Below are 21,368 nucleotides of genomic sequence, written 5' to 3' on the forward strand. Positions count from 1 at the left end.
CCCTGCACTGTGGCGACCGTCACTCGCGGGCACGCCGGTCACCCGACGAAGGGCGCAGCGTGGTTTCTCCGATCGACCCGACCGGCACCGGCTTCCTGCTGGCCGAGAACCGCAGCATGCCGATGCACGTCGGCGGTCTGCAGCTCTTCGAGAAGCCCGAGGGCGCGGGCCGCAACTACGGCCGCGAGATGTACGAGTCGATGCGCGACGTCGACGAGATCGCACCCCTCTTCCTGAAGCGGCCGCACCGGTCGCTGGGCACGGCCGGACAGCTCGTCTGGGTCGAGGACGAGCAGTTCGACATCGACCACCACATCCGGCACAGCGCGCTGCCGAAGCCGGGCCGGATCCGCGAGCTGCTCGACCTGAGCAGCCGCCTGCACAGCACGCGCCTCGCGTGGGAGCGGCCGCTGTGGGAGGCGCACGTCATCGAGGGCCTGCGTGACGGGCGCGTCGCGCTCTACACGAAGGTGCACCACTCGCTCGTCGACGGGATCTCCGCGATGCGGCTCGTGCAGAGCACCCTCACCCCCGACCCCGACCTGCGCGACATGCCGCCGCCGTGGGACGCCCGCACCCGCCGGGACCGGCCGGAACGCGCGCCCTCCAGCGGCGGCAGCCTGGCCGACCTCCCGGCCCAGGCCTACCGCTCCGCGCTCGGGATCACCGCCGAGGCGGCCGGCATGCCCGGCGCCCTGATCAAGACCCTGACCAAGAGCGTGCGCAACGAGACCTCCTCGGTGTCGCTCTTCGCACCGCGCACGATCTTCAACCAGTCGATCACCGGCTCACGGCGATTCGCCGCTCAGGACTGGCCGATCGAGCGGCTCCGCGCGATCGGTACGGCCACCGACACGACCATCAACGACGTGGTGCTCGCGATGTGCGGCGGCGCCGTACGCCGCTACCTCCTCGAGCTCGACGCCCTCCCCGACGCGCCCCTGGTGGCGATGGTCCCGGTCGGTCTCAAGGCCAAGGAGTCGCACCTCGCCTCGACCGAGGGCGGCAACGCCGTCGGCGCCGTGATGTGCCGACTCGGCACGGACCTCGACGACCCGCTCGACCGGCTGCTGAGCATCTCGGCGGCGATGACCGACGGCAAGGAGGCGCTGGCGTCGATGACCCCGGCGCAGATCATGGCGATGAGCGCGATCGGTCAGGCGCCCGCGATCCTCGCGCCGATCCTGCGCATGCAGGGCATCGTGCGCCCGCCGTACAACCTGATCATCAGCAACGTGCCCGGACCGCGGGAGACGCAGTACTGGAACGGCGCCAAGATGGTCGGCCACTACCCGCTGTCGATCCCGATCAACGGCATGGCGCTCAACATCACGTGCATCTCCTACGACGGCAACCTCGGCTTCGGGCTGACCGGCTGCCGCCGGACGGTCCCCCACCTGCAGCGCCTGCTGAGTCACCTCGACAGCGAGGTCTCCGCCATGGAGAAGGCGGCCGGGGTCGCCTGACGGGCGCCGCTCCGCTCGGCGCCGATGCCCGCGGTGACGACGAAGCCGATGCCTGCGACCGCGAGCACGTCAGGCACCTGGCCGAGCGCGACCAGTCCGATCACCATCGCGAACGCCGGCTCCAGCGCCATCAGCGTGCCGAACGCCGCCGTCGTCAGCCGTCGCAACGCGAGCAGCTCGAGGCTGAACGGCACCACCGGCAGCAGGATCGCGAGCCCGATCCCGGCGACCAGCAGCTCCGGGGTGAGCCGGCCGATGACGCTCGGGCCGGCGACCACCGTGGCCGTCAGGGCCGCGACCGGCATCGAGATGGCGAGCCCGCCGATGCCGGCGACCTCGTCGCCGACCCGCTGGGTGAGGAGGATGTACGCCGCCCAGCAGCACGCCGCAGCCAGCGCGAAGGCCACGCCGACCGGATCGGCCCCGCCGCTCCACGGCTGGGTGAGCAGCAGGACGCCGATCCCGGCGAGCGCCGGCCAGACCTTGCGGCCGCCCTCGCCGCGCAGCGCGGCCACGCCGAGCGGGCCCAGGAACTCCAGCGCGCTCGCCGTCCCGAGCGGCAGCCGCTCGACCGCGGCCATGAAGAGCATCGTGAGGCCGGCTGTCACCACACCGAGCGTGGCGCCGTACGTCAGGGCGGTGCGGGAGAAGTCCGAGCGGCGCGGCCGCACGATCACCAGCATCAGGACCCCGGCCCAGAAGAGCCGCAACCAGGCAGCGCCCTCGGCCCCGATCCGGTCGATCAGCCCGACGGACACCGCCAGGCCCAGCTGCACGCACAGCATCGAGGCGACCGCCATACCGGCGCCGACACGGGACTCGTTCCTCATGGGAGCCAGTGAAGACGCCGCACATCGTTCGCGTCCACGTGACTTTGCTGGACATATCGTTCACTGATCCTGAACGATCAAGCCATGGACGTCCGCCGCCTCCGCCTCCTCCTCGAGCTCTCGCGCCTCGGGTCGATGCGCGAGGTCGCCGACGAGCTCGGACTGACGACCTCGACGGTGTCGCAGCAGATCGCCGCCCTGGCCCGGGAGGCCGGCACTCCCCTGGTCGAGCCCGACGGCAGACGGGTCCGGCTCACCCCGGCAGGGCACCGGCTCGCCGAGCACGCCGTGGCGATCCTGGCCGCGCTCGACGCGGCCCGGCTCGACCTCGACCCGCACGCCGAGCCCGCGGGCACGATCCGGGTGGCCGGCTTCGCGACCGCGATCCGGCGTTCGCTGCTGCCGGTCGTCGCCGACCTCGAGGCCAGCCACCCCGCCGTCGAGGTGATGATCCACGAGTTCGAGCCCCGGGAGGCCTTCGACCTGATCGCCCGCGACGACATCGACCTCGCGCTCACCTACGACTACAACCTCGCGCCGGCGGCGCTGCGCAACGACCTCGAGGCGGTCGAGCTCTGGTCGGTCGACTGGGGCCTCGGGGTGCCGGCCCGCGAGAAGCAGGCGCCGTTCGCGACCTTCGCCGACCGCGACTGGATCGTGAACTCGCGCAACACCGCCGACGAGGAGGTGCTCCGCACCCTGGCGTCGATGGCGGGCTTCACGCCGCGGATCGTCCACCGCATCGACGCACTCGAGCTGGTCGACGACCTGATCGTCTCCGGTCACGGGATCGCGCTCCTGCCCCGCGGCCGCGCCTCCCGGCGCGGCATCCGCGTGCTGCCGCTGACCGACCCGCGGGTCACCATGCGGGCGTACGCCGTCACCCGGCGCGGCCGGGACCGCTGGCCACCGCTGCGGGTCGTGCTCGACCGGCTGCGGAGCGGCACCTAGGGGGCGACGAGCTCCTCGTAGCCGCCGCCCACCGTGTCCGCGACCGCCTGCAGCCGCGACCGGGTGATGTCGGCGACCGTGAGCAGCCCGGCGTTGTGGGCGTTGGAGCCGACCCGCGTCGGCTCGGCGGAGTTGACGCTCACGCAGCGGCGGGTGCCGCCGTCGGCGACGTTCTGCAGGGCGACCGCGTGGCCGGTGGTCCCGCTGCCGGCGAAGAAGTCGAGCACCAGCGCGTCGTCGGGCATGGTGCCGAGGATCCGGCGGACGAGACCGGTCGGCTTGGGCGACTCGAAGACGTGGCCGACCAGGTCCTTGAGCTCGGCGACCGCGGTGTCGGTCGAGCCGATCTCCTCCGAGAGCCAGATGGTCCGCAGCTTCTTGCGCCGCCCACCCGGGGTGTCGGTGTGCAGCCAGTCGCGCTGGAAGACGTCGACGCGCTCGCCCGTGCGGCCCTTGACCACGCGGCACACCAGGTCGTCGGGGCGCTGGTCGATCAGCGGCCTGCTCCACCGCCACACGGCCGGCGTCCCGTCGCCGAAGACCGGACCGATCTCCACCGCACCGTCGAAGGGGCTGGTGCTGACCCGGCCGGTGTCGGGGTCGCCCCACACCGTGAAGTGCAGGGTGCGGGCGGTGACCGGGTTGAACTTCTTGTTGGTGTTGCGCAGCGGCAGGTGCCGGAAGTGACGGCCGTCGTCGGCCACCAGCGGGAAGTCGCGCGCGTCGACCGACTCGCTGCTGCTCGCGTCGAGGACGCACTCGCGCGCGTCCTTGGCGTAGACGAGGAGGTACTCGTGGCTGGTCGCGAACCCCTTGCCGAGCTGCCGGCCCTTGGGGTTGAGGTTGACCACCACCTGGGCGAGCAGGTTCTCCTCGCCGTACACCTCGTCCATCAGCAGTCGCAGGTGGGCGACCTCGTTGTCGTCGATGCTCACGAAGATCGCGCCGTGGTCGGCCAGCTGGTCGCGGGCCGCCTCGAGACGCGGTCGCATCATCGCCGTCCACGCCTGGTGCCGCAGCCGTCGGTCGCCATTCTCCCGGAAGTCGTCGTGGTAGGCGAAGTCGTTGCCGGTGTTGTACGGCGGGTCGATGTAGACCAGGTCGACCGGGCCACCCAGACGAGCGGCCAGCGTGGGCAGCACGTCGAGGTTGTCGCCCTCGACGAAGGTGTTCCACGGCTGACCCACGGCCTGAGGGTAGTTGCGGGAATGGCCGTTCGGCGGTCACCGGGCGCTGGTGGCCCGCACAATCGACGGGTGTCGTCCGAGCGCGCCCGCACCCGGGCATCGTGGGCCGCCGCGCTCGTGCTGACCGGCGTCGTCGTCGTGTTCAACCCGATGGCCGGCGGTGCGGGGCTGCGCGCCTTCCTCGGCATCGGTCAGGACGTCACCTTCACGATCACCGACTCCGGACCGTCCTACCCCCGGGGCGCCTACGCGTTCGCCCTCACCCAGCCCGGGTCCGACGAGCCGGTGACCTGGGACCCGTGCCCCGAGATCCACTACGTGGTGAACCCCGACGGTGGGCCGGCCGACCAGCAGGAGCTCGTCGCGCACGCCGTGCGCGACCTCACGGAGGCCAGCGGCCTGCGGTTCGAGTACGACGGCACCACCGACGACCGCACGTTCTCCCACCGGTCGCGAGCCTTCGGCGACCAGCCGCCCGTCCTGATCGGCTGGGCCACGCCCGACGAGGTGCCCGCACTGGCCGGCGACGTCGCCGGCGTCGGTGGCAGCGAGGCCCGCAGCGCCGGGCCGGACCGCCTCGCCTACGTCACCGGCATGGTCGCCCTCGACCGCGACGCGTTCGCCGCGATGGCCGACCGGCCCGGGCCCGACGTCCGGGGCGCGATCGTCGAGCACGAGCTCGTCCACGTGCTCGGGCTCGGGCACGTCGACGACCCCGCCCAGCTGATGTACGCCGAGACGACCGATCGCACCACGCTCGGCGCCGGCGACCGGGCGGGGCTGGCGCGTGTCGGGGGCACCTGCAACTGACGAACACGCACGGAGGCGTCCCCAGAACGGCTCCGTCCCGACTTACCGTTGACCAGGTGCGGGTGCGTCCTTGGTTTGTCGCGGGGTTGGCTGCGTGCGCCCTCGCGGGCGCCGGGCCGGCCCTCGCTGGCGACCCCACCGAGCCGTCGGCAGCGCCGACCGACCACCAGCCGCGCGTGCTGCACCCCCAGCACACCTCGGGCAACGAGCCCGGCACCGTCGCGGGACCGATCACGGCCCGCCAGCGCGCGGCGACCACCGACTCGGGTCGGGTCAGCTGGCAGATCGCGCCCGGCGTGACCTACACCCGGTGGAGCCAGACCGATGCTCGCGGCCCGATCCAGGCCCACCTCCTGACGGTGGACACCCGCACCCCGGGTGTGCGGATCGACTACGCCAGCCGGGGCACCGTGCGCCGCGTCGCCCCGGTCATCGACCTGATCTCCCCCGACCACGCGGTCGCCGGCGTCAACGGCGACTTCTACGACATCGGCCACACCGGGGCGCCGCTCGGTCTCGGCAAGGACCGCCAGCGCGGCCTGCTGCACGCGCGCCAGGACGGCTGGAACAACGCGTTCTACATCGACAAGCACGGCAGGCCAGGGATCACCGACCTGCCGATGCACGCCCGGATCCGGCACCACCCCGCGATCGACGTCACCAACCTCAACTCCCCCTTCGTCGCCCCCGGCGGCATCGGCATCTACACCAAGGGCTGGGGCCGGACGGCCGGGTACGGCGTGACGCAGGGCCAGCGCGAGCACGTCCGCTACCTCTCGCTGCTCAACGGGGTCGTGGTCAAGAAGGGCACCAAGCTCCGGGAGGACAAGCCGATCCCCGGCACGCTGCTCATCGGTCGCGGGGCCGGCGCCGACCAGCTGAAGAAGTTCAAGAAGGGTCAGCCGCTGCGGGTCGCCTACTCGCTCCAGGGTGACCCGCAGATGGCGATCAGCGGCAACCACTTCCTCGTCAACGACGGCATCATCCGCGCCGTCGACGACCGCGAGCTCCACCCGCGCACCGCCGTCGGCGTGGACGACGACACCGGCGAGGTGCTGATCCTGGTGATCGACGGCCGGTCGAGCAGGAGCCGTGGCTACACGATGGTCGAGCTCGCCAACCTGATGATCGACCTGGGGGCCGACGAGGCGATCAACCTCGACGGTGGCGGCTCGTCGACCATGGTCGGCAAGGGCCGTGGCGGCAGGACGAAGGTGCTCAACACCCCGTCCGACGGCTTCCAGCGCTGGGTGTCCAACGCCCTCGAGGTCACCTACACCAAGCCGAAGTCCTAGTCGGTCACCGCGATCGCGACGGTCGTGACCGGCGCGAAGCACTCCTTGCGCTCGGCGGCGGAGTACTGCGGCCGGATCACCAGGTCGTTCCCCGGAGCAGCGACGTCGACCCCCGTCGGGACGTCGCAGCCGATGGACACCACGGTGGCGGTGAGGTCCCAGCCGGGAGGTACGTCGGCAGCCGCCGCGGCCTGCTGCAGCTCCTTGCGGAACGCCGAGCCGCGGAACTGCGCGACGTACTGGCGCACGGCGGCGGCGTCCTCGAGCACGGTCGGGGTGGTCGAGACCGTGCCGCCCGCTGCCGTCCCCGAGACGAGCTGGGGCTTCGTGGCGGGCGGTGACGCGGCGGTGTCGGAGGCCTCACCGCAGCCGGAGAGCAGGATGAGCCCGATCAGCGTCGTACCGAGTAGACGTCGCATGAGGGTGGGACGGTACCCGCGCCGTTCCGGTTCCACGCGTGGCAGGCTCTGGCGCGTGCCTCGATTCACCCAAGCCGAGCTGCAGGCCTACCGCGACGCGGTGGTGCCCGACCTGCTCCCTGCGTCGGGGCTGCGCCTGCTCTTCGTCGGGATCAACCCGGGCCTGTGGACGGCGGCCGTCCAGACCCACTTCGCCCGCCCCGGCAACCGGTTCTACCCGGCGCTGCTGGAAGGTGGGGTCATCGACCGGCCGATCGATCCCGCGGCGGGGATGACCGACGCCGATCGCGACTACTTCCGCGAGCGCGGCATCGGCATCACCAACCTGGTGCGGCGCGCGTCCGCGCGCGCCGACGAGCTGACGCCCGACGAGCTCCGGGCCGGTGGGGCGGACCTCGTCGCACTCGTCGAGCGGACGCAGCCGCGGGTCGTCGCGGTCGTCGGCATCTCGGCGTACCGCGTGGCCTTCCGCGACCCGAAGGCCACGGTCGGGCGCCAGCCCGAGCCGATGGCCGGGGCCGAGCTCTGGGTCGCCCCCAACCCCAGCGGGCTCAACGCGCACGACACCGTGGCGACGCTGGCCGTGGCGTACGCCGACGCCGCCCGCGCGGCCGGTGTGATCTAGAAGATCTGGTCCTTGCCGAGGACCGTGAGGCCGTCCTCGACGAGGAACCCCCGCGCGCGGTCGGCGTCGAGATCGACGCCGACCTGTGCGCCGGGCGGGATCACGACGTTCTTGTCCAGGATCGCGTTGTGCACGACCGCACCGTCGCCGATGCGGACGCCGTTCATCAGCACGGACCCGACGACCTCGGCGCCGGCACCGACGCGGACCGCCGGTGACAGCACGGAGCTCTGCACCCGGCCGCCGGTGACGACGACCCCCGGCGAGAGCACGGCCTCGTCGACGAACGGCTTCTGGCCGGCCGCGCCCTTCACGAGCTTGGCCGGCGGCTGCGGACCGTAGGAGGTGTAGATCGGCCAGTCGAAGTTGTAGAGGTTGAAGACCGGGAGCGGCGAGACGACGTCCATGTGGGCGGCGTAGTAGGACGCCATGGTCCCGACGTCGCGCCAGTAGCCGCGGTCGCGGTCGGTCGAGCCGGCGACGTCGTTGTCCTTGTAGTCGTAGACGCCGGCCTGCTGGCGGCGTACGAACGACGGGACGATGTCGCCGCCCATGTCGTGCTTGGAGCCGATCTCGGTGGCGTCGCGGCTGACCGCCTCGACGAGGGCGTCGGCGTCGAAGACGTAGTTGCCCATCGAGGCGAGGACCTCGCCGGGGCTGTCGGGCAGGCCCACCGGGTCGGTCGGCTTCTCGAGGAAGTCGCGGATCTTGGAGGGCTCGTCGGGGTGCACGTCGATCACGCCGAACTGGTCGGCCAGCTCGATCGGCTGCCGGATCGCGGCCACGGTGCACGCCGCGCCGCTGGCGACGTGGGCCTTCACCATCTGGTGGAAGTCCATCCGGTAGACGTGGTCGGCGCCGACGACGATGACGATGTCGGGCTTCTCGTCCTTGATCAGGTTGAGGGACTGGTAGATGGCGTCGGCGCTGCCGAGGTACCAGTTCTTGCCGACCCGCTGCTGCGCCGGCACCGGGGTGACGTAGTTGCCGAGCATCGTCGACATCCGCCAGGTCTGGGTGACGTGGCGGTCGAGGCTGTGCGACTTGTACTGCGTCAGCACGACGACCTGGAGGTAGCCGCTGTTGACGACGTTGGAGAGCGCGAAGTCGATCAGGCGGTAGATCCCGGCGAACGGCACGGCCGGCTTGGCCCGGTCGGCCGTCAGCGGCATCAGCCGCTTCCCCTCACCTCCAGCGAGCACGATCGCCAGGACCTTCTTGCGGGAGCCGATAGCCATGTGTTCAACCTAGTAGGCGAGGGATAGGTTCGGCATCGTGCGAGTCGACGTGCTGTCCCGTGAATATCCGCCCGAGGTCTACGGCGGCGCGGGGGTGCACGTCGCCGAGCTGGTGCGCGCACTCCGCGCGCGGTCCGACGTCGACGCCCACGTGCACGCGTTCGGCGCGCTGCGCGACGAGGCCCTGACGTCGTCGTACGCCGATCTCGCGGAGCTCTCCGGCGCCAACGCCGCGCTGCGCACGCTCGGTGTGGACCTGGCGATCGCGGACGGCTGCGCCGGGACCGACCTGGTCCACTCGCATACCTGGTACGCCAACTTCGCGGGCCACCTCGCCTCGCTGCTGTACGGCGTCCCGCACGTCGTCAGCGCCCACTCGCTCGAGCCGCTGCGGCCGTGGAAGGCCGAGCAGCTCGGCGGCGGCTACGCCATCTCGTCGTACGTCGAGAAGACGTCGTACGAGGCCGCGGCCGCCGTGATCGCGGTGTCGGCCGCGATGCGCGACGACGTGCTCGCGTCGTACCCCTCGATCGACCCGGCGAACGTGCACGTCGTCCACAACGGCATCGACACCGCCGACTGGGCGCCCCGTGTCGATCCGGCGCGGGTGCGTGAGCTGGGCGTGGACCCGGACCGGCCGTCGGTGATCTTCGTCGGTCGGATCACCCGGCAGAAGGGGCTTCCGCTCTTCCTGCGCGCGTGCGCCGAGCTGCCGCCGGAGGTGCAGATCGTGCTGTGCGCGGGCGCGCCGGACACGCCGGAGATCATGGCCGAGGTCGAGGGGCTGGTCGCGTCGCTGTCGGCCACGCGGTCCGGCGTGGTGTGGATCGCCGAGATGCTCCCCCGGCCCGACGTCGTCGCGCTGCTCACCGCCGCGACCGTCTTCGCCTGCCCGTCGATCTACGAGCCGCTCGGCATCGTCAACCTGGAGGCGATGGCGTGCGAGACCGCGGTCGTCGCCACCGCCACCGGTGGCATCCCCGAGGTCGTCGTACCCGGCTCGACGGGTCTGCTGGTCCCGATCGCGCAGGCCACGGACGGCACGGGCACCCCCCTGGATCCCGATCAGTACGTCGCCGACTTCGCCGCTGCGCTGACGTCGGTGGTGACCGATCCTTCTCGGGCGGCCGAGATGGGTCGGGCCGGGCGAGCGCGGGCGATCGAGTCGTTCTCGTGGGACGCGATCGCCGAGCGGACTGTCGAGGTCTACCGCGCGGTGCTCTGATTCCCGCTACCGTCACCGCGTGAACAAGAACATGTTCCTGTTGTGGGGCGACGACCTGGCCACCCAGCTCCACGAGCAGAGCCTCCTGGACGCGCTCGCAACGGCCGGCGTACGACGCCTCCAGGTCAATGTCGACGACGAACCGGTGGCGGGGGCGATGCGGATCCCGCACTTCGACCGGCCGATCGGCGCGATCGTGAGCACCTGGGACGCCGACGCGGCGCAGGTCGCCGAGGTGCTCGGGACCGTGGCGGACACCGTCCACGGCTACGACATCGAGGAACGTCGCCGGCTCGACCCGCCGGAGGCGTGGGACGGCAGCCGCGCGGACGCGCTGGCCAACATCGCCGTGCTCCGGCGACCGGCGGAGCTGCCCCGTGAGGAGTGGCTGCGGATCTGGCAGGTCGACCACACGCCGATCGCGGTCCGCACCCAGGCGACCTTCGGCTACGTGCAGAACATCGTCATCGGGAAGGCGACCGACGGCGCCCCCGACGTCGACGCGCTCGTCGAGGAGCTCTTCCCGAGCGCGGGCATCACCGACATGCACGCGTTCTACGGCAGCCGCGGTGACGACGCCGAGCTCAACCGACGGCTCACCGAGCTGATGACGAGCGTCGCCCGCTTCGGCGCCGACCGCGACCTCGACCTCGTCCCGAGCAGCCGCTACCTCTACGCGCTGTAGACCTGCACGTCGACGACGTTCGGGTAGAACGCGACGTGGCCGGCGATCTGACCGACCGCGTCGTACGGCGCCACGTAGCTCCACACCGCGTTGTCGTGGCTGCGCCCGTCGACCACCAGGCTGTAGTAGCTCGCGTCGCCCTTGTAGGGGCAGTACGTCGCGTGGTCGGTCGGCTCGAGCAGCGCCGGGTCGACGTCGGCGAGCGGGACGTACTGCACCGCCGGATAGCTCGCTTCCTGCAGGGTCAGCGCCGCGGTCGTGTCGGCCACGACCCGGCCGTCGAGCTGGACCACGACCCGACCCTCGGTCGGCGTGATCGTGATCGGGTGCCCCGCGTCCGGCACCAGGACAGGCTTGTCGCTCATACGGGTGCCAACCGCCGCGGAGCGGTCAGTGTTCCGTCGAGTCGTAGGTGATCGTCCCGTTGCGCCGCGCGCCGAGGTAGACGGTCTCGTCGTAGTCGTTGGAGGCGTACGCCCAGATCATCGACCGGTCCTCGCGCGGCGCGCCCACCACGGCGTACCAGGTCGTCGGGTCCTCGACCTCGCCGCGCACCTGCTTCACCAGCCGGACGACGACGGCCGGGTCGACCGAGCGCAGCGCGAAGCGCTCGTCGGACGACGTGCCCGTCATCCCGTCCTCCTCCTCCAGGTCGCCGTTCCAGTACCACGACGACTCCCGGTGGCTGGTGGCGTCGACGGGCAGGTCGAGCACGGCGTACGTCGGGTAGAGCACGGCCGAGAACGCCTGGTCGCTGCCGTTCGCGCTCTCGATCGCGGCGACCAGGTCGGCGTACCCCTGCTCGCTCAGCACGTTGACGTCGTCGCCCTCCGGCTCGACGCCGGGAGCGTAGGTCTGCCCGGACGGTCCGCCGCCCACGTCGACGCTGTCGCCGACCGCGCTGACGACCACGGCGATCCCGGCACCGATGCCGGCGATGGTCAGCGCGACGACGACCAACGGGACCACGAGCATGGCGCGGGACGGCTTGCCCGTCCGAGCGGCCGCGACGGGCACGTCCGGCATCGCGGACGGAGCCGAGTACGGCGGAGCGGGCGGAGCCGGAGCCGCTGGTGCGGAATCGGCCTGCAGGTCGTGGGTGAGCATGGTGATCTCACCCAGGGTCTGCGCGCGCAGCAGCTCCTCGACGCGCTTGTCGCGGTCCGCCTCGACGATCTGACCGTCGGCCCAGGCCGCCTCGACCACCTCGATCGCGGCGTCCCGGTCCTTGTCGCGGGCCCGCTGGTCCGGGGTGCTCACGACAGCAACGTAGTGGGAGCTATATGAAGATGCCCAGGACGAGCACGACGACCAGACCGGTGACCGAGAGGACGGTCTCCATCAGCGACCAGGTCTTGATGGTCTGTCCGACGCTCATCCCGAAGTACTCCTTCACCAGCCAGAAGCCGGCGTCGTTGACGTGGGAGAAGAAGAGCGAGCCGGCGCCCACCGCGAGCACGACCAGCGACACCTCGCCCTGGGAGAGGTCCGCGACGAGCGAGACCATCAGCGAGCTGGCGGTGATGGTGGCGATCGTGGCCGAGCCGGTGGCGAGACGGATGAGCACGGCGAGCACCCAGGCGAGCAGCAGCACCGAGATGTTGGCGTCCTGCGCCCACTCGGCGAGCCGGGTGCCGATGCCCGTGTCGACGAGCACCTGCTTGAAGCCGCCACCGGCCGAGACGATGACCAGGATGCCCGCGATCGGCGGGAGAGCGGCGGTGACGGTGTCGGAGATCGCCTGCAGACCCATCCCGGAGCCGCGGCCGAAGGTGACCATGGCGACCAGCACCGAGACCAGCAGCGCGACGAACGGGTTGCCGATCACGTCGAACACCTGCTGGACGGTGCGCTCCGGGTCGTCGACGACGATGTCGGCGACGGCCTTGCTGAGCATCAGCACCACCGGGAGCAGCACGGTCGCGAGGGTGACGGCGAAGGACGGACGCGTCGAGACGTCGCGCTCCTCGGCCTCCCAGGTGTCGGGCGGGTCGAGGACGACCCACCTGCCGGCGATGCTCCCGAAGAGCGGGCCGGCCACGATGATCGTCGGGATCGCCACGACCAGGCCGAGGGCCAGCGTGACGCCCAGGTTGGCGCCCAGGTAGCCGATCGCGGTGACCGGGCCCGGGTGCGGGGGCACGAAGCCGTGCATCGCCGACAGGCCCGCGAGTGCGGGGATGCCGACCGTGATGAGCGAGACCTGGGCGCGCTTCGAGACCAGGTAGATGACCGGCATCAGCAGCACCAGGCCGATCTCGAAGAACATCGGCAGGCCGATGATCGCGCCGACGAGCGCCATCGCCCACGGCAGCATCCGGCCGGACGCCTTGCCGACGATGGTGTCGACGATCTGGTCGGCACCGCCCGAGTCGGCGAGCAGCTTGGCGAACATCGCGCCGAGCGCGATCAACGAGCCGACGCCGGCGGCCGTCGTGCCGAACCCGGTGGTGAAGGAGGTCAGCACGTCGTTGACGTTCTCGCCGGCGACGATGCCGACCGTCAGGCCGCCGAGGATCAGGGCGAGGAACGGGTGCAGCTTGAGCACCGTGATCAGCACGACGATCAGCGCGATGCCGATCAGCGCTGCCGCGATGAGCTGGCCACCGCCGGCGACCGGCTCGACCAGGTCAGAGGTGTCCATGGGCAGGACGGCGTGCATCAGCTCTCCTCGAATTCGCGGTGCATGAGGTCCACGTACCCCTGGACGATCTGGTCGACACTCTGGTCGACCTCGATGACGACGCCGTCCTCGTCGGGCTCGAGCGGCTCGAGCGTCGCGAACTGCGACGTCATGAGCGACGGCGGCATGAAGTGGCCGGGCCGCGCCGCCTGGCGCGCGGCGATCACGTCGCGGCTGCCCTCGAGGAACAGGAACCGCACGTGCGCAGCGTGGTGGCGGATCTGGTCGCGGTACTTCCGCTTCAGCGCCGAGCAGCTCATCACGCCACCGTCCTCGTGGACCGCGAGCCACTCACCCACGATCGCGAGCCACGGGAAGCGGTCCTCGTCGTTGAGCGGCTCGCCCCGGCTCATCTTGGCGATGTTGGCGGACGGGTGCAGGTCGTCGGCGTCCTCGAACGGGACCCTCAGCCGTTGTGCCAGCGCGGCACCCACGGTCGACTTGCCCGAGCCCGAGACACCCATGACCACCAGTGGCGTTGGCATCCCGTCACGTTAGCGTGCCGCCCGGCGGTACTGCGCCGGCCAGTCGACCTCGTCGCCGAGCTCGTACGCCGCGCGCAGCGGCCAGTGCGGGTCACGCAGCAGCTCGCGCGCCAGCAGCACGACGTCGGCCGAGCCCTCGGCGAGGATCTCCTCCGCCTGCTTGGGCTCGGTGATCATGCCGACAGCTCCCGTGGGGATCGCGGCCTCGGCGCGGACCTGTCGCGCGAACGGCACCTGGTAGCCGGGGCCGACCTCGATCCGGACGGGGGCGTTGCCACCGCTGGAGGTGTCGACGAGGTCGACGCCCTCGTCCTTGAGCAGCAGGGCGAGCCGCACCGACTCCTCGACCGACCATCCGCCGTCGACCCAGTCGGTCGCGGAGATCCGGACCAGGACGGGCATGCCGGCGGCGACGCGCGAGCGCACCTCGCGCACGACGTCGAGCACCAGACGCACGCGGTTGTCGAAGGAGCCGCCGTACTCGTCCTCGCGCTGGTTGGACAGCGGGGAGAGGAACTCGTGGAGCAGGTAGCCGTGGGCCGCGTGCACCTCGATCACGTCGAAGCCGGCGGCGACCGCGCGCTCGGCCGCGTCACCGAAGGCCGTGACCACGCGGGCGATGCCGGCGGCGTCGAGCGGCGCGGGGTCGCGCAGGCCCGGGTACGGCGTGGCGCTCGGCCCCACCGGCATCCAGCCGCCGTCGGCGTCGGCCACGCCACTCTTCTGCTCGGTGAAGCCGGAGTACGTCGAGGCCTTGCGGCCCGCGTGCGCGAGCTGGATGCCTGCCGTGGCGCCCTGGTCGTGCACGAAGTCCACGATCCGCGCCCACGCGGCCCGCTGCTCGTCGTTCCAGATCCCGGTGTCCTCGGGGCTGATCCGGCCCTCGGGCACGACCGCGGTCGCCTCGCTGATGACCAGGCCCGCGCCACCTCGGGCGAAGGAGCCGAGGTGCACGAGGTGCCAGTCGTTCGGGACGCCGTCCACGGCGGAGTACTGGCACATCGGCGCCACCCACACCCGGTTGCGCACCGTGACGTCGCGGAGGGTGATCGGGGTGAAGAGCTGGCTCACGGGGTGGTCGTGCCTCTCAGTAGCGTTTCGACGACGAACCCCGACGCCGCCTTCTCGAACGCGCGGCCGTGGCGCAGCATCGCGTGCTTGCCACCGGGGACCTCGCGGAACTCAACCTCCGCGCGGCGCGCAAGATTCCGCGCCACGGCCCGGGCCCGCTCGGGCGACGCGATCCGGTCGTCGGTGCCGTGCACGATCAGCACCCGCCGCCCGGACAGGTCGGCGACGTCGTCCGGGTAGACCCACGGGTTGAGCGCCACCACGCTGCGTACGCCGTCCTGGCCACCTGCGAGCAGCGCGGCCCGACCACCGAGCGAGTGACCGACGAGGGCGGTCGGCAGCTCGCCGTACCGTCCGCGGAGCTCGGTCAGCGCCCAGTCGACGTCGTCGAGCGGGGTGTGGGTGGTGTCCCAGCCGCGGTGGGTGTTGAGCAGCCGGACGACGGCGAGGCCGGCGTCAGCGCGCGCGATGCGCCGGGCGATCGGCACCATCCGCAGCACGGACAGCTGGGTGGGACTCACGGCCGGACGACCCGGCCTGGTGGCCCCGCCGTGCAGCACGATCACCAGCCCCTGCGGCGTGGCGGGTGTCTGGGCGTCGATCAGCCTGGGTGCGGGCATGTCCGTCAGTCTGTCCCAGCACCTCAACTGTGAAGGGCGCGGACTCGCTCCCGGCGGCGAGCGGCCGGTCGACGAACCGCCAGCGGTAGGTGGTCGTCTCCTCGGGCGTCACGGTCAGCTCGGCGTCCGGTCCCTCGGCGCCGCCGACGATCGTCCAGCCACCACCCGCCCCCTGCGACTCGAGCACCAGCCGGGAGTCGGTGAGCGGTGCGCCGGAGCCGTCGACGACCGAGCCGTGGAGCGTGACGGCGGTGCCGGCGTCGACCGGGTCCGTCGGCCCGCTGACCGAGGTGGCCGTGGTCAGGCCCTCGAGGTCGTACGTCGTGACGTCGCCGGGGCTGCCGATCCGCCAGGCGTCGGTGTGGAACGCGCGACCGTCGCAGCCGAAGCCGATCGTGAAGAAGCCCGGTCCGTCGCCGCCGTGCAGCGCCACGAACGCGGGGATCCTCGCCGCGCCGACCGACGAGCCGACCTGCTGCTGGCCGATCATGTCGAACTTGGTCCAGGTGAACCGCAGCCCGGCGACGTCGACCGCGTGCCAGCCACCGGCCGGTGCGGACAGGACGGCCCGGCCGAACCACACGAGCCCGGTGCCGCTGTCGGCCGGCTCCTGGTAACCGGCGTACGCCACGCCGGAGGCGCCGTCCGGAGCCTCGACGGACATGCCGGCGACCGTGGTCGTCGCCATCGAGTCGACGTAGTGCAGCGACCCGACCGCGTCGCCACCCTCGAGGTCGAAGCCGACCGAGCGCTCACCGGCCGGCGCCTGGTCGGGGCCGAGCCCGATCGCGGGCTGCGGGACCTCGGCGGTGCGCAGGTAGGGGTTGTCACAGCCGACGAAGGAGAGCTGGGCGGCCCGGCCGCTCGGAAAGACGAGCCCCGGCACGACCACGGTGCTGTCGGCGAGTGCGGGCGCCAGTGGGAGCACCGCGGCGAGAGCAGCGGCGACGAGAGCCCCTGCGACCCGACGCACTCCCCCACGATACGTCCGCTCCGCGAGGGGTGCCCCCGGTTCCTCCCTACCAGCCGGTAGCGTCATGATGAGGTCCGGCCCATCAGGAGGTACACATGCAGCTGGCGCTGTCGGCAGAGGACGCCGAGTTCCGCGACGAGATGCGGGAGTTCTTCACCACGAAGGTCCCCCAGGAGATCCGCGACGCAGTCCGCGATCACCGCGAGCTCACCAAGGACCAGATCGTCCAGAGTCAGCAGATCCTCAACGCTGCCGGGCTCGCCGTGCCGAACTGGCCGGTCGAGTGGGGCGGCCAGGACTGGACCCCGCTGCGCCGCCACATCTGGCACGAGGAGATGCAGAGCGCGTGCGTCCCGACGCCCCTGGCGTTCAACGCCTCGATGATCGGACCGGTCATCGCGCAGTTCGCGACCCAGGAGATGAAGGAGAAGTTCCTCCCGAAGACCGCCAACCTCGACATCTGGTGGTCGCAGGGCTTCTCCGAGCCCGACGCCGGCTCCGACCTCGCCTCGCTGCGGACCACCGCGGTGCGCGACGGCGACGAGTACGTCGTCAACGGCCAGAAGACCTGGACCACCCTGGGTCAGTACGGCGACTGGATCTTCACCCTCGTGCGCACCAACACCGAGGTGAAGAAGCAGGCCGGCATCTCGATGCTGCTGATCGACATGACCAGCGAGGGCGTCGACGTACGCCCCATCGAGCTGATCGACGGCGGCCACGAGGTCAACGAGGTCTGGTTCGACAACGTGCGCGTCCCGGTCGCCAACCTGGTCGGCGAGGAGAACCGCGCGTGGGACTACGCCAAGTTCCTGCTCGGCAACGAGCGGGTCGGCGTCGCTCCGGTCGGCGCGACCAAGCGCTCGCTGGCGCAGGCCAAGCAGTTCGCCGGCTCGATCTCGGTCGGCGACGGCACCCTGCTCGACGACCCGCTGGTCTCGACCCGGATCGCGGAGCTCGAGAACGAGCTGCTCGCGCTCGAGCTCACCGCGCTGCGCGTGGTCGCCAACTCCGCCGACGGAAAGCCGCATCCGGCGTCGTCGGTGCTCAAGCTCAAGGGCACCGAGCTGCAGCAGGCGGTGACCGAGCTGGTCGTCGACATCGCCGGTCCGGCCTCGGCCGCGAGCGGCGCCCTCGGGACCGACCTGCCCTACTGGGCGACGCACTCCGTGCCGCTCTACCTGAACTTCCGCAAGGCCTCGATCTACGGCGGCTCCAACGAGGTGCAGCGCCAGATCATCGCCCGCACGATCCTGGGACTCTGAGGAGCTGACATGGACTTCACCTACGACGAGGAGCAGCAGGCGCTGCGCGAGGCCGTCCGTGGCCTGGTGGGCAAGGCCTACTCCGACTACGAGAACCGCCGCCGCACGGTGGCCGAGGACCCCGGCTTCAGCGAGAAGGTCTGGACCCAGCTCGCCGAGATGGGCATCCTCGGGCTGCCGTTCGCCGAGGAGTACGGCGGGATGGGTGCCGGCGCGATCGAGGTCGGCATCGTCGCGCAGGAGCTCGGCCGGGTGGTCGCTCCCGAGCCGTTCCTGACATCGGTGGTGCTGGCCGGTGGCCTGGTCGCCGCAGCCGGCTCCGAGGAGCAGAAGACCGAGCTGCTCGGCGCCCTCTCCGGCGGCGAGAGCGTCCTCGCCTTCGCGCACGCCGAGCCGGGCTCGCGCTGGCAGCCGACCGCGTCGGCCGTCTCGGCGACCGGATCAGGCGACGAGTGGACGCTGAGCGGCGTCAAGGAGCCCGTCCCGAACGGCGCGCGCGCCGACGTGCTCATCGTCAGTGCGGCGCTGCCCGACGGCGGCACCGGCCTCTTCGTGGTCGCCGCTGACGCGTCCGGTCTGACGCGCGACGGCTACGCCACGCACGACGGCGGGCGCGCTGCGAAGGTCGCCTTCTCCGACACCCCGGCCGTGCCGCTCGGCTCTGCCGATTCTGGGCCAGAGGACCGCGCGGGCATCATCGCCCGGGTCCTCGACATCGCCCGGATCACCGCCGCCAACGAGGCGATCGGGCTGATGGAGGTGGCGCTGGAGAACACCTCGGCCTACCTCAAGAGCCGCAAGCAGTTCGGCGTCACGCTCAACACCTTCCAGGCGCTGACCTTCCGCTCGGCCGACATGTACGTGTCGCTCGAGCTGGCCCGCAGCCTCGCGGTGTGGGCGACGATGGTCCTCGCCGACGGCTCCGGCGAGGAGGCCGCTGACGCCGCCTCGCGGGCCTCCTTCGGCGTGAGCCGGGCCGGTCGTCACATCGGCCAGGAGGCGATCCAGCTGCACGGCGGCATCGGCATGACCGCGGAGTACAGCATCGGCGCCTACACCAGCCGGCTGACCGCGCTCGACCACCTCTTCGGCGACGGCAACCACCACCTCGGGCTGCTGGCCGCGGGCATCGGTGGCTACGACGAGGTCGACCCGCTGCCGTAACCGGGTTATCCACAGACCGCAGACAGGCGGTGTGGGCGGAGGCGATCGCCGGGAATCCTCCCGACATGATCACCCTCGACCACACCGCCTTCTGCGTTGCCGTCGCGGACGTACGCCGGGCCGCCGACCAGCTGTGGGCTGATCGCACCCGGGTCGCCCGGGAGGTCGACGCCCTCCTCGACGGCAGCTGGACCGGGCCCGCCGCCTCGGCGTACGCCGAGGGCTGGGCGGACTGGAAGGCCGCCGCCGACACCGTCCTCCACGGGCTCGCCACGATGGGCGAGCTCCTCGACGCCGCCCACGAGCGGCTCTCGGAGTCCGACTCGTCCTCGGGCAGCTCGATCGGCCGGTTGTCCGCGAGGTTGGGCTGATGTTCGCGGTCGATCTCGACGACCTCGCGCGCTCGATCGACGAGATGGCCCGATGCGGCGGCGACCTCGACGCGCTGCTCGCCGAGATCACCGCCCGGGTCGCCGTGCTCCACGACACCTGGTCCGGGGCCGCGTCGTCCGCCCAGGCGGCTGCCCAGGCCGAGTGGGAGACGGGCTTCCGCGAGATGCGCGCGGCGCTGGCCGCGATGCGGGCCGCGGCCGACACCGCCCACGGCAACTACTCGGCGGCAGCCGCGACCAACGTGCGGATGTGGGAGCAGGTCCGATGAGGGTCCTGGTCGACGAGCAGGGCTACGCCGGCGCCGTCGACGCCTTCGTGGGTGCCAACCTCCTCGTCGCTCGCGCCGGTGAACGGCTCCGTGGCTCGTTGGCCTCATACGCCGGCATGGCGGGCGACGACTCGACGGCGACCGAGTTCGCGGCGTCGTACGACGAAGCGGCGGCCTCCTGCGTCGGCGCAGTGGCCGACCTGGTCGGTGCGCTCGGCGCGCTGGCGCACCTGACCCAGGCGTCGCTGGCCAACCACCGGACCGCCGACGCCCGCTCGGGCGGCTACTCCGTCTCCGGACCACCCACCCGCGCCGACCACTGCGTCGGCCTGGCCCTGACGTCTCCGCCGTCGTCGCTCGGCGCCGCCTCGCCCGGACCGCCCGGCGCCGCAGGCTGGATGCTCGACCACCTCGCCGACATCGTGTGGCCGAACGCCGACACCGACCGGGTCCGGGTCGCCGCCACGACCTGGCGCACGGCCGCGACCTCCGTGCAGCTCGTCACCGCCCACTGCACCACCGCCGTCGCCGCCCTCGACACCGAGGTCTCCCCCGAGATCCCGCTCGCCATCGCCGTCGCGCAAGACCTGAGCTCCCGCGTCGACGACCTCGCCGACCAGCTCGTGGCGCTGGCCGTCGCCTGCGAGACCTACGCCGACCAGGTCGACGCCAAGCGCGACGACATGCTCGGCCTGCTCCGCGACCTCGCCGTCGAGTTCGGCGCCGGCGCCGCCCTCGGCATCGGCCTCTCCTTCCTCTCCGCCGGCCTCGCCGGTCCCGCCGCCGGTGCCGCCGGCAGCGCCCGCCTCGCGGCCGCCGCTCGCGAGCTGAAGGGCATCGTCGATGCGCTCCGGCTCGCCACGGGTGCCACTGCCCTCGAGATGCGGCCGATCACCGTCTCCGCGACCGAGATCGGGTTGCGTGCTCAGCGGGTCAACGGCGCGCGGGTGATGTTGATGGAGGGCGAGGGTGCGGCGAGCGGGTCTGGCCGAGCAATCTCGAGGCTCGCTGCAAGTGAGGGATCAGGGCGCGGACACACGCTCGAACGGCACGCCGAGAAGTCGATCGACTACCTGAGAGCTCGAGCAGCACGTCACCGGACTGCGCAGCACGCGTCGTCGTTCACAACGCGGTCAGAGGCGGGGCGTCTGGTCGACAACACAATCCAGAGGAACGCATCTGAGATCAACGCCTGGTTGCGGGACCGCACCTCCCAACTGCGAATCGACGACGTCCTCGACGAGGTCACCGGGATCTCAGTGAGCCGAACAGGAGAGGTCGCACACGTCCATGGGTTGCGCGTCATCCTTGTCAGAGACTCTGGGATGCCAGATGGTTATTGGATCAAGACCGCGTTTCCTCAGCCATGACGGAGGTGTTCATGAACAAGACCCCCACCCTGTGGAGCTTCGTCGGCATCTACTTCAACCAGGACTGGCCCGAGGACTACGGCACCGAGGATGCGTCCGTCGACGCATTCCTGGCCGACGCGCCCAGCGAGCGTGCCGCGTTGGTGAATGAGATCGAATGGGTGCTGGAGCACTTCTCATCCGAGCAGGAGCTCGCCGACTACGTTGACGAGCAAGGCGGCGAGTACCTTCCGCCAGCGGAGGACGGTGGCTACCGAGGCTGGCTCACCCGGATCGCCGACCGCGTCAGCGCCACCACCGGCCAGCGGTGACCTATCCACCTTTCCGAGCCCCACGAAAGGTGGA

The 21,368-nt window shown here is 71.5% G+C and carries 24 protein-coding genes; 13 read left to right on the forward strand and 11 right to left on the reverse strand.

Features of this window, described 5'->3' with window-relative positions; translation table 11 throughout:
- Nucleotides 1-59: 59 nt before the first annotated feature.
- Nucleotides 60-1,466 carry a WS/DGAT/MGAT family O-acyltransferase gene (locus tag ABLE68_RS03480; protein WP_348869809.1) on the forward strand — a complete coding sequence of 469 codons (1,407 nt, stop codon included), beginning with the start codon at nucleotides 60-62 and terminating at the stop codon, nucleotides 1,464-1,466.
- Here the strand turns inward: ABLE68_RS03480 and ABLE68_RS03485 are convergent.
- Complete coding sequence (locus ABLE68_RS03485; RefSeq protein WP_348869810.1) at nucleotides 1,415-2,296, reverse strand: EamA family transporter; 882 nt, start codon at nucleotides 2,294-2,296, stop codon at nucleotides 1,415-1,417. The genes ABLE68_RS03480 and ABLE68_RS03485 overlap by 52 nt on opposite strands.
- A gap of 84 nt (nucleotides 2,297-2,380) precedes the next feature.
- Between ABLE68_RS03485 and ABLE68_RS03490 the strand changes: the two genes are divergently transcribed.
- The gene (locus ABLE68_RS03490; RefSeq protein WP_348869811.1) at nucleotides 2,381-3,247 is read left to right on the forward strand and encodes a LysR family transcriptional regulator; all 867 of its coding nucleotides are present in this window, start codon (nucleotides 2,381-2,383) and stop codon (nucleotides 3,245-3,247) included.
- Here ABLE68_RS03490 and ABLE68_RS03495 read toward each other — a convergent pair.
- The gene (locus tag ABLE68_RS03495; RefSeq protein ID WP_348869812.1) at nucleotides 3,244-4,434 is read right to left on the reverse strand and encodes a site-specific DNA-methyltransferase; all 1,191 of its coding nucleotides are present in this window, start codon (nucleotides 4,432-4,434) and stop codon (nucleotides 3,244-3,246) included. The two genes, ABLE68_RS03490 and ABLE68_RS03495, sit on opposite strands and share 4 nt — an antisense overlap.
- A gap of 69 nt (nucleotides 4,435-4,503) precedes the next feature.
- On the opposite strand from ABLE68_RS03495, the gene ABLE68_RS03500 reads away from it, so the two are divergent.
- Nucleotides 4,504-5,244, forward strand: coding sequence for a hypothetical protein (locus tag ABLE68_RS03500; protein ID WP_348869814.1), 741 nt, complete (start codon nucleotides 4,504-4,506; stop codon nucleotides 5,242-5,244).
- 62 nt (nucleotides 5,245-5,306) lie between these two features.
- Nucleotides 5,307-6,539 carry a phosphodiester glycosidase family protein gene (locus tag ABLE68_RS03505; protein WP_348869815.1) on the forward strand — a complete coding sequence of 411 codons (1,233 nt, stop codon included), beginning with the start codon at nucleotides 5,307-5,309 and terminating at the stop codon, nucleotides 6,537-6,539.
- On the opposite strand, the gene ABLE68_RS03510 is transcribed toward ABLE68_RS03505, so the two are convergent.
- A complete protein-coding gene (locus tag ABLE68_RS03510; protein WP_348869816.1) occupies nucleotides 6,536-6,958 on the reverse strand; it encodes a hypothetical protein in 423 nt (140 codons plus the stop codon). The genes ABLE68_RS03505 and ABLE68_RS03510 overlap by 4 nt on opposite strands.
- Nucleotides 6,959-7,013: 55 nt before the next feature.
- Between ABLE68_RS03510 and ABLE68_RS03515 the strand changes: the two genes are divergently transcribed.
- Nucleotides 7,014-7,583, forward strand: a complete 570-nt coding sequence (locus ABLE68_RS03515; protein ID WP_348869818.1) for a mismatch-specific DNA-glycosylase — start codon at nucleotides 7,014-7,016, stop codon at nucleotides 7,581-7,583.
- Here ABLE68_RS03515 and glgC read toward each other — a convergent pair.
- Nucleotides 7,580-8,821 carry a glucose-1-phosphate adenylyltransferase gene (gene glgC, locus ABLE68_RS03520; RefSeq protein ID WP_348869819.1) on the reverse strand — a complete coding sequence of 414 codons (1,242 nt, stop codon included), beginning with the start codon at nucleotides 8,819-8,821 and terminating at the stop codon, nucleotides 7,580-7,582. The two genes, ABLE68_RS03515 and glgC, sit on opposite strands and share 4 nt — an antisense overlap.
- Nucleotides 8,822-8,858: 37 nt before the next feature.
- Between glgC and glgA the strand changes: the two genes are divergently transcribed.
- Together glgA and ABLE68_RS03530 are read left to right on the forward strand one after the other, a co-directional pair.
- The gene (gene glgA / locus ABLE68_RS03525) at nucleotides 8,859-10,046 is read left to right on the forward strand and encodes a glycogen synthase (protein ID WP_348869820.1); all 1,188 of its coding nucleotides are present in this window, start codon (nucleotides 8,859-8,861) and stop codon (nucleotides 10,044-10,046) included.
- Between the two features lie 19 nt (nucleotides 10,047-10,065).
- Nucleotides 10,066-10,731, forward strand: a complete 666-nt coding sequence (locus ABLE68_RS03530) for a hypothetical protein (RefSeq protein ID WP_348869821.1) — start codon at nucleotides 10,066-10,068, stop codon at nucleotides 10,729-10,731.
- Here the strand turns inward: ABLE68_RS03530 and ABLE68_RS03535 are convergent.
- The 7 genes from ABLE68_RS03535 to ABLE68_RS03565 are packed head-to-tail and all read right to left on the reverse strand — an operon-like array spanning nucleotide 10,719 to nucleotide 16,563.
- Complete coding sequence (locus tag ABLE68_RS03535; RefSeq protein WP_348869822.1) at nucleotides 10,719-11,096, reverse strand: DUF427 domain-containing protein; 378 nt, start codon at nucleotides 11,094-11,096, stop codon at nucleotides 10,719-10,721. The genes ABLE68_RS03530 and ABLE68_RS03535 overlap by 13 nt on opposite strands.
- A gap of 25 nt (nucleotides 11,097-11,121) precedes the next feature.
- Nucleotides 11,122-11,991, reverse strand: coding sequence for a DUF1707 SHOCT-like domain-containing protein (locus ABLE68_RS03540; protein ID WP_348869824.1), 870 nt, complete (start codon nucleotides 11,989-11,991; stop codon nucleotides 11,122-11,124).
- A 19-nt stretch (nucleotides 11,992-12,010) separates the two neighbouring features.
- Nucleotides 12,011-13,393 (reverse strand): GntT/GntP/DsdX family permease, encoded by a 1,383-nt coding sequence (locus ABLE68_RS03545; RefSeq protein WP_348869825.1) that lies wholly within the window; start codon nucleotides 13,391-13,393, stop codon nucleotides 12,011-12,013.
- The gene (locus ABLE68_RS03550; protein WP_348869826.1) at nucleotides 13,393-13,899 is read right to left on the reverse strand and encodes a gluconokinase; all 507 of its coding nucleotides are present in this window, start codon (nucleotides 13,897-13,899) and stop codon (nucleotides 13,393-13,395) included. Before ABLE68_RS03550 ends, ABLE68_RS03545 begins: the two co-directional genes overlap by 1 nt.
- 9 nt (nucleotides 13,900-13,908) lie before the next feature.
- A complete protein-coding gene (locus tag ABLE68_RS03555) occupies nucleotides 13,909-14,970 on the reverse strand; it encodes an NADH:flavin oxidoreductase/NADH oxidase (protein WP_348869827.1) in 1,062 nt (353 codons plus the stop codon).
- Nucleotides 14,967-15,491 (reverse strand): alpha/beta hydrolase, encoded by a 525-nt coding sequence (locus ABLE68_RS03560; protein ID WP_348869828.1) that lies wholly within the window; start codon nucleotides 15,489-15,491, stop codon nucleotides 14,967-14,969. Before ABLE68_RS03560 ends, ABLE68_RS03555 begins: the two co-directional genes overlap by 4 nt.
- Nucleotides 15,427-16,563, reverse strand: coding sequence for a hypothetical protein (locus ABLE68_RS03565; RefSeq protein ID WP_348869829.1), 1,137 nt, complete (start codon nucleotides 16,561-16,563; stop codon nucleotides 15,427-15,429). The genes ABLE68_RS03560 and ABLE68_RS03565 overlap by 65 nt, the downstream gene beginning before the upstream one ends.
- Nucleotides 16,564-16,658: 95 nt before the next feature.
- Between ABLE68_RS03565 and ABLE68_RS03570 the strand changes: the two genes are divergently transcribed.
- The 6 genes from ABLE68_RS03570 to ABLE68_RS03595 all read left to right on the forward strand — a co-directional run bounded on the left by ABLE68_RS03570 (nucleotide 16,659) and on the right by ABLE68_RS03595 (nucleotide 21,334).
- Complete coding sequence (locus ABLE68_RS03570; RefSeq protein ID WP_348869830.1) at nucleotides 16,659-17,828, forward strand: acyl-CoA dehydrogenase family protein; 1,170 nt, start codon at nucleotides 16,659-16,661, stop codon at nucleotides 17,826-17,828.
- A 9-nt stretch (nucleotides 17,829-17,837) separates the two neighbouring features.
- Nucleotides 17,838-18,992, forward strand: a complete 1,155-nt coding sequence (locus tag ABLE68_RS03575; protein WP_348869832.1) for an acyl-CoA dehydrogenase family protein — start codon at nucleotides 17,838-17,840, stop codon at nucleotides 18,990-18,992.
- Between the two features lie 65 nt (nucleotides 18,993-19,057).
- Nucleotides 19,058-19,363: a WXG100 family type VII secretion target gene (locus tag ABLE68_RS03580; protein ID WP_348869833.1), complete on the forward strand. Its 306-nt coding sequence runs from the start codon at nucleotides 19,058-19,060 to the stop codon at nucleotides 19,361-19,363.
- On the forward strand, nucleotides 19,363-19,653 hold the full coding sequence (locus tag ABLE68_RS03585) for a WXG100 family type VII secretion target (RefSeq protein ID WP_348869834.1): 291 nt from the start codon (nucleotides 19,363-19,365) through the stop codon (nucleotides 19,651-19,653). The genes ABLE68_RS03580 and ABLE68_RS03585 overlap by 1 nt, the downstream gene beginning before the upstream one ends.
- Nucleotides 19,650-21,023, forward strand: a complete 1,374-nt coding sequence (locus ABLE68_RS03590; protein WP_348869835.1) for an RNase A-like domain-containing protein — start codon at nucleotides 19,650-19,652, stop codon at nucleotides 21,021-21,023. Before ABLE68_RS03585 ends, ABLE68_RS03590 begins: the two co-directional genes overlap by 4 nt.
- 11 nt (nucleotides 21,024-21,034) lie before the next feature.
- Nucleotides 21,035-21,334, forward strand: a complete 300-nt coding sequence (locus ABLE68_RS03595; RefSeq protein ID WP_348869836.1) for a contact-dependent growth inhibition system immunity protein — start codon at nucleotides 21,035-21,037, stop codon at nucleotides 21,332-21,334.
- The last annotated feature ends 34 nt before the right edge of the window (nucleotides 21,335-21,368 follow it).

Source organism: Nocardioides pollutisoli, from assembly GCF_040045055.1.
Lineage (GTDB): Bacteria > Actinomycetota > Actinomycetes > Propionibacteriales > Nocardioidaceae > Nocardioides > Nocardioides tweenelious.